Annotated in this window: 8 protein-coding genes; 3 read left to right on the plus strand and 5 right to left on the minus strand. The window is 60.6% G+C overall.

Annotated elements, in window-relative coordinates; genetic code table 11:
- Window position 1: 1 nt before the first annotated feature.
- Window positions 2-751 (plus strand): ribonuclease activity regulator RraA, encoded by a 750-nt coding sequence (locus tag NKI85_RS33560; protein WP_352531331.1) that lies wholly within the window; start codon window positions 2-4, stop codon window positions 749-751.
- On the opposite strand, the gene NKI85_RS33565 is transcribed toward NKI85_RS33560, so the two are convergent.
- Genes NKI85_RS33565 through NKI85_RS33580 form a run of 4 tightly spaced genes read right to left on the minus strand, consistent with a single transcriptional unit; the run spans window position 752 to window position 4,559 of the window.
- Window positions 752-1,573 (minus strand): alpha/beta hydrolase, encoded by an 822-nt coding sequence (locus NKI85_RS33565; RefSeq protein ID WP_352531329.1) that lies wholly within the window; start codon window positions 1,571-1,573, stop codon window positions 752-754.
- Between the two features lie 11 nt (window positions 1,574-1,584).
- Window positions 1,585-3,072 (minus strand): NAD-dependent succinate-semialdehyde dehydrogenase, encoded by a 1,488-nt coding sequence (locus NKI85_RS33570; RefSeq protein ID WP_352531327.1) that lies wholly within the window; start codon window positions 3,070-3,072, stop codon window positions 1,585-1,587.
- Window positions 3,073-3,090: 18 nt separating this feature from the next.
- Window positions 3,091-4,317, minus strand: coding sequence for an iron-containing alcohol dehydrogenase (locus NKI85_RS33575; RefSeq protein WP_352780209.1), 1,227 nt, complete (start codon window positions 4,315-4,317; stop codon window positions 3,091-3,093).
- Complete coding sequence (locus NKI85_RS33580) at window positions 4,314-4,559, minus strand: hypothetical protein (protein WP_352531323.1); 246 nt, start codon at window positions 4,557-4,559, stop codon at window positions 4,314-4,316. Before NKI85_RS33580 ends, NKI85_RS33575 begins: the two co-directional genes overlap by 4 nt.
- An 87-nt stretch (window positions 4,560-4,646) precedes the next feature.
- On the opposite strand from NKI85_RS33580, the gene NKI85_RS33585 reads away from it, so the two are divergent.
- Window positions 4,647-5,348: a GntR family transcriptional regulator gene (locus NKI85_RS33585; protein ID WP_352531321.1), complete on the plus strand. Its 702-nt coding sequence runs from the start codon at window positions 4,647-4,649 to the stop codon at window positions 5,346-5,348.
- Between the two features lie 132 nt (window positions 5,349-5,480).
- Entirely contained in the window at window positions 5,481-6,074 is a 594-nt protein-coding gene (locus NKI85_RS33590) for a DJ-1/PfpI family protein (protein WP_352531319.1), read from the plus strand.
- Between the two features lie 135 nt (window positions 6,075-6,209).
- On the opposite strand, the gene NKI85_RS33595 is transcribed toward NKI85_RS33590, so the two are convergent.
- Window positions 6,210-6,651: FCD domain-containing protein (locus tag NKI85_RS33595; protein WP_352780212.1), on the minus strand; the 442-nt coding region annotated here is incomplete at its 5' end.

A 6,651-nucleotide genomic window follows, 5' to 3' on the forward strand; every position in this document is an offset into this window, starting at 1 on the left:
GATGACACATGCTCCCGACATCACGCGGCCGCCAAAAGACCTGATTGACGCGCTAAGGGAGATCGGCGCCGCGACGGTTGCCGGCACGCTTGGCCACATGGGTTTTCGCAATCCGCACATGGTGGGACCGGTGGCGCAGAACCACGGGAAGTCGATCGTCGGGCCGGCGCTGACGCTGCAGTTCATGCCACAGCGGCCGGACCTATTCACCGAGGGAGAATATGCCGATCCTGAGACGCAGCTGCATCGGCACGTGCTTTATCACGCGCAGGACGGCGATGTGGTCGTGGTCGACGCGCGCGGCGACATGAGCTCGGGCGTCTTCGGCGATATGATGTCGACGTATTTTAAGGGCAGGGGCGGCGCGGGCATCGTCATCGACGGGTGCATGCGCGACCGGCCCAATGTCGAAAAGCTCGATCTGCCCCTATGGCTGCGCGGCTGGACGCCAAATTATCATGTGCAGACCAGCATCTATCCGAACGCCGTCAACGTTCCAATTGCCTGCGGCGGTGTCACCGTGATCCCCGGCGACATCATCGTCGCCGACGACGACGGGGTGGTGGTGCTTCCTGTCGCAATGGCCCCGAAGGTGATCGAAGAATCACAGAAGCATCACGATTGGGAGGAGTTCTCGCGAGCGAAGCTCATGGAGGGCGGGCCGTTGCAACGCTATTATCCGCTGCATGAGGATGCCCGCGGGGAGTACGAGGAGTGGCGCAAAACAAACCGCCTGGAGAACCCAAGGTAGTTAGCAGGCCTTGGCGATCAGTTTTGCCAGGCAATCAGCAGCCTGGGTCCCTGGCACGCCAAGATCTCTGACGCTGTCCATGTGGTTGCGGTTCGAGAGCACAAGCGACGTTACCAACGATCCCTGACGCAGCAAGCTCGCTATGAATCGATCGGCTTGCTGATGGAAGGGTGGCGTCTCATTGGCTCCGACCAGAACCGTCGCCTCGGTTTGAGGATCATGCCGACAGGCAAGAGGTGTAAACATGGCGACTTCCTCGTCGGTGATTCCAATCTCGTCGGCGAGAAAGGAATCCTGGAGCGGTTTCAAATCGTAGAGCCCGCCGAGCAGAAGGGCTGCCCTCACATTCGAAGGGGTATGCTCGCCGTTGAACAGAAACGTTGCAAGATGTGCTCCTGCCGAATGACCACTGACAGTCAGGGCCGCCGGGTTTCCGCCATGATCGGCGATGTTGGCCAGGACCCACTGCTTGGCGCGGCGCACCTGGTCGACAATCGTCGCCATTCTGACCTTGGGCATCAGAGCATAATCGAGGATGACGGCGATGGCCCCGGCCTTGGTAATTGTCGTCGCGACGTATGAATAGTCGCGCTTCGAGAACATTCTCCAGTAGCCGCCATGGACAAACATGTGCACCGGCAGGGCCGTTCTTTTGCCCGCGGGAAAGAACAGGTCCATGGTTTCGGTCGGATCCGGGCCGTAGGCCACCTCCGCGGTCATCGCAATGGTGGCGCGGGCGGCCTCGCTGCGGTCAACGATGTCTTGCACGATTTCGTCAAAATCCGCGACGTGGTCGCGGATGCGAAAGGGATCGCCTTGCATTCTTCCTCTGCTCACATGCTGATGGCGAGGTATTTCGCCTCCATGAACTCAGCAATGCCGTGATGCTGTCCTCCCTCGCGGCCGAGCCCACTCTGCTTGACGCCGCCGAAGGGAGCTGCCGGATCGGACATCAGCCCGCGGTTGAGAGCGATCATCCCGGCCTCGATCTTGGAGGCCACCCGCATGCCACGCGCCAGATCGCGGGTGTAGATGTAGGCAGCAAGCCCATATTCGGTGTCATTGGCGCGTGCGATGACCTCGGCCTCGGTTTCGAAGCTAGAGATTGGCGCTACAGGCCCGAATATCTCCTCATGCGCCATCTTTGAGTCGCCTGGCACGTCGCGAAGCACTGTAGGAGGGTAGAAGAAACCACGTCCGGACAGGACTGAGCCGCCGCACATGATCCGCGCACCGCGTGTGACCGCGTCAATGACAAGGCGGTCTATCTTCTCGACCGCCTTTTTCGTGATCATGGGTCCGCATTCCGTATCCGGGTCGGTGCCGGCGCCGACCTTGAGCGACGACATCCGCTTCTCAAGTCCGTCAGAGAAGGCTTCGTAGATGCCAGCTTGCACATAGAGGCGGTTCGCTGCGGTGCAGGCCTCGCCGGCGTTGCGCATCTTCGCCACCATCGCGCCATCAAGTGCCGCTTCGAGATCGGCGTCGTCGAACACAATGAATGGGGCGTTGCCGCCTAGTTCCATTGAACACGAAACCACATGCCTGGCAGCCTCTGCCAGCAAAGCGCGACCGACACCCGTCGAGCCGGTGAAGGAGAGTTTGCGTACTCGCGGATCGGCCAGCATGGCTGCCGTCACAGGGCCGGGACGCGAGGTTGTCAGGACGTTGACCACCCCCGGTGGAACGCCTGCCTCCTGATAGAGCGCGGCGAGTGCGTAGGCCGTGAGGGGTGTCTCGCTGGCCGGCTTCAGGATCACCGTGCATCCAGCGGCAAGTGCCGGCGCGATCTTGCGCGTCGCCATCGCGGCAGGAAAATTCCAAGGCGTGATCAGGACGCAGATGCCGATCGGTTCGTAGTCGACCACAATGCGATTGGTGCCGGAGGGGGCAGTGCCAAATTCGCCAGTGATGCGAACGGCCTCCTCGGCATTCCAACGGAAAAATTCCGCGGCATAAGCGATCTCGCCGCGGGCATCCCGGAGCGCCTTGCCGTTTTCCAATGCGATGAGAGTCGCGAGCGCCTCTGATCGTTCCGTCATCAGTTCAAAGCAGCGTCTGAGGATCTCGGAACGCTTTCGCGGCGACGTTGTTCGCCAGCCATGGGCTGCCTTGGCAGCGGCTTCAACGGCAGCGGCCGCGTCGTCCACGGTCGCATCGGGCACAGCGGCGATGACAGCCTCGGTCGAAGGATCGATGACAGGAATTACCCTGCCATCCGCGGACTGCCGCCATTGGCCGCTAATATACAGTCCGTGCGAGATTGTGTGGAAGTCGCTGATGCCCTGATCATCCGCCAGAACCTGTGAAGACGTGTTCATCTCGATATTCCCGATTGTTTACATGACGCAGCTGGCGAGGTCGCCATCAAAGGCAGCCTGGACCAGGCGCCGCATGGACCCCAAATCGAATGGCCGCGGATTGTTCTTGATGAGGCGTTCGATACTGATCGCTTGTTCCGCCGTCCAATCGAGCTTATCGGCGGGAAGCCCTAGCTCGGCTAACGAGGGAGTGATCCCGATTGCCCCAAACAGCCGACTGACCTCGCCTATGGTCGCGTCGGCCAACTCTTCGGCCGTCCGGCCTTTTCCATCGAGGCAGAGCGCGTTGGCGATCTCGGCCATCTCGGTCGCTGCGGCTGTTCTGTTGTACTTCATGACATACGGCAACATGGTGGCGACACCCAATCCGTGAGCGGTGTGGGTTATCGCGCCGACCGGATATTGCACGGCGTGCGCTGCCGCTGTGCCGGCCGTTCCGAACGCACAGCCGGCTGCAAGTGCACCCATCATCACCTCAGCCCGGGCGTCCTCGTCAGCGGGCTGGCGGTATGCCGTTTCAAGGCTTCGGCCAAGCAGCTTGATCGCCAGCAGGGCGAAATGATCGGTCAAAGCGGTTTTGCCGATAAAGACATGTTTCTGCGAAAGGCCGGGATCGGTGCCACGCCTGACCGCAGTGAAGGCCTCGATTGCATGCGTCAGCGCATCGGCGCCTGCAATCGCCGTCAATCCCGGCGGGCATGTCATCGTCAGTTCAGGGTCGCAGATAGCCGCAGCCGCGATCAGATACGGGCTGGAGATGCCGACCTTCAGCGTGCGATCCGGATCGGAGATCACCGCGACCGGGGTCACCTCGGAGCCGGTGCCGGCTGTCGTCGGCACCGCGATCAGCGGCAGCGTCGGACCAGGCACCTTGAACTCGCCGTAGTAGTCCTGGAGCTGGCCGCCGTGACTGATGAGCAACGCGGCGCATTTGGCCATGTCGAGACAACTGCCGCCGCCAATGCCGATCACCATGTCGGGCGCGAACTTCCGCGCCTGTTCGGCGCAGACGGCGACGGTGTCTCGGGGTACGTCGGGTAGCACACGGTCATGCACAAGCACGTCGATCGAGGCGGCCCGCAGCGCCGCTACGATCTCCGCGAAAGGGCCCGTTGCGGCAAAACGTTCATCGGTGCAGACGAGCGCGCGACGCCCGAGCCCGGCCGCGACGGTCGCAATGATGTGGCGCTGGCCCTTCCCGAAGAGGATTTCGCGCGGCAGCCTTATGGCAGCGAAAAGGCTCATAATCTGAGTCCTGTCGTGTTGTTTGGATTGGAATGCGAAAGGGCGCTGAGCTCGGCCCAAAGCTTGGGCTCGATGTCAAACCCCTCCTGCAGCGCGGTTGCATACCGACGTGTCGAACCATCGCCCGGAATGCAGACGGTCCGTTCGGGTTCGGCAGGTGAGGAAGCATGGGCCGCGGGGGCGGCACGCTGCTCCAGCAGGGCCACCGCAAGCGCCACTGCGTTATCTCGAAACAGCTTCAAATCGTATCCTCTATAAAATCGTATAGGATATAGGATTGTACTGTCCGGAGCATCGTGTTAGCAACTCAATGTGTCAAGAGGCAAAACATGCAGGCCATGAACTTACCCAGTGTAGACGAAGCGAACCTCGCCGGCGGGCGTATCCAGCGCTCCAGCAGCTTGGTTGAGGACGTCTACGAAGCGATTTTTGCGCAACTCATGTCGCTGAAGATTGCGCCGGGTTCCCGCATCACGGTCGACAGTCTGGTCAAGGAATTCAACGTATCTCACACGCCGATCCGCGAGGCGCTCGGCCGGCTCGAAGGCGAAGGCCTTGTGCTGAAGACGCATCTGATCGGTTACCGCGCTGCCCCCCAGATCACGAAGCGACGGTTTGATGAGCTCTACGAGCTTCGCCTGCTGCTCGAGCCTCATGGCGCGGCCAAGGCAGCCGCGCTCATGGACGAGGCGAAGCTCGCCCAGCTTCAGGAATCAGCCGGCGTCATGGCGCGCCGTGAGGGCAAGGACGAGCGCCTGCGGTATTCCAACTTCGCCCGCCAAGACGCTATTTTCCATGACAAGGTCATGGAATTCGCCAACAACGAACTCGTGCGCGAAACGCTGGCGCACCAGCATACCCACTTCCACATATTTCGCCTGATGTTCCATTCGCGCGTCACCGAAGAGGCGCTTGACGAGCATGAGGCCATCCTGGCCGCTTTCGCTGCGGCCGATCCTGCCGCGGCCGAGCAGGCGATGCGTCGTCATATCGAGCATTCCCGCGACCGTTTGTTGCTGGCGTTCGACTGAGACTGTCCCGATGCCTTTGATCACGCAGGCCAATGCCAAGGAATACTACTTCCCCGATTCACCCTTCTAAAACCTCAAACCGCCGGGCGAGTACATGTCTCGCCCGGCAGTTGTCACAGGAAAGGAACGACCATGCCAGGCAAAAAGATCCTGATGCTGACCGGTGAGTTCACCGAGGAATACGAAATCTTCGTCTACCAGCAGGCGATGGAAGCGGTGGGCCACACTGTTCATGTCGTGTGCCCAGACAAAAGCGCCGGAGACGTGATCAAAACATCGCTGCACGACTTCGAGGGCGATCAGACCTACACCGAAAAGCTCGGCCACTATGCGCTGATCAACAAGACCTTCGCCGACGCTGAGAAGCAGCTGGATCAATACCACGCTGTTTACTGCGCCGGCGGTCGTGGCCCCGAATACATCCGCACCGATAAGCGCGTGCAGGCGATGGTGCGCCACTTCCACGAAACCAAGAAGCCGATTTTCACGATCTGCCATGGCGTGCAGATCCTGATTGCGGTCGACGGTGTCGTGCGTGGCAAGAAGGTCGGCGCACTGGCGGCGTGCGAGCCCGAAGTGACGCTTGCCGGCGGCACCTATATCGACCTGTCTCCAACGGAGGCATATGTCGACGGCACGATGGTTTCAGCCAAGGGCTGGACGGCGCTTGCCGCGTTTATCCGCGAATGCCTGAAGGTGCTTGGGACGGAAATCCGCCACGCGTAGACCTTTGTTCCGACGCATCCCAAAGGGTGCGTCGGTTCCCTTGTTGTGGAAGGGAACTTGTCACCGCCAATTCGGCCTCGATCATAAAACGCCTGCATCGCGCTGAGTTTGCCCCCCAGGGTCAAAGCTCTTTCGCTATGCGTTGACGTTCGTTTCATCAAATCCTGTAAGCGAACGCATCAGTGTTTCCCTTGCTGAAGCCAGATGCGCTCGGCAGGCCACCTCAATCCGAGTGGAATTGTGGCTCTCAAGCGCATCGATATAGGCGACGTGTTCGTGGAGCGCGGCAAGGTTGCGCTGCTTTTCGTCCTGCTTGTTCCACTGATAGTGGTAGTGACAAATGAACGTGATGATGTCGTAGAAATCATCGATAAAGCGGTTCGGCGACGCCTCGTTTATGAGCCGGTGAAACCGGTTGTCCAGGCCGGAGAAGTCGTGAACGTCAAGGACTTCGAGTGATCCACCAGTGGTGGGGGGGGGGGGGGGGCGGGCCCGGCCCAGTCCACGGGCGCCCAGAACCGGCACGGCGGCTTTATATAAAGAGATCACCTCCCACAAAAGAAAGAGAATAAGGACC

The organism is Mesorhizobium sp. M0571 (assembly GCF_040320985.1).
GTDB lineage: Bacteria > Pseudomonadota > Alphaproteobacteria > Rhizobiales > Rhizobiaceae > Mesorhizobium.

Bases quoted from the DNA above. Each gene is read 5' to 3' on its own strand.
- NKI85_RS33590 (WP_352531319.1), top strand. From the start codon at position 5,481: ATGCCAGGCAAAAAGATCCTGATGCTGACCGGTGAGTTCACCGAGGAA.
- NKI85_RS33575 (WP_352780209.1), bottom strand. From the start codon at position 4,317: ATGAGCCTTTTCGCTGCCATAAGGCTGCCGCGCGAAATCCTCTTCGGG.
- NKI85_RS33560 (WP_352531331.1), top strand. From the start codon at position 2: ATGACACATGCTCCCGACATCACGCGGCCGCCAAAAGACCTGATTGAC.
- NKI85_RS33585 (WP_352531321.1), top strand. From the start codon at position 4,647: ATGCAGGCCATGAACTTACCCAGTGTAGACGAAGCGAACCTCGCCGGC.
- NKI85_RS33570 (WP_352531327.1), bottom strand. From the start codon at position 3,072: ATGAACACGTCTTCACAGGTTCTGGCGGATGATCAGGGCATCAGCGAC.
- NKI85_RS33565 (WP_352531329.1), bottom strand. From the start codon at position 1,573: ATGCAAGGCGATCCCTTTCGCATCCGCGACCACGTCGCGGATTTTGAC.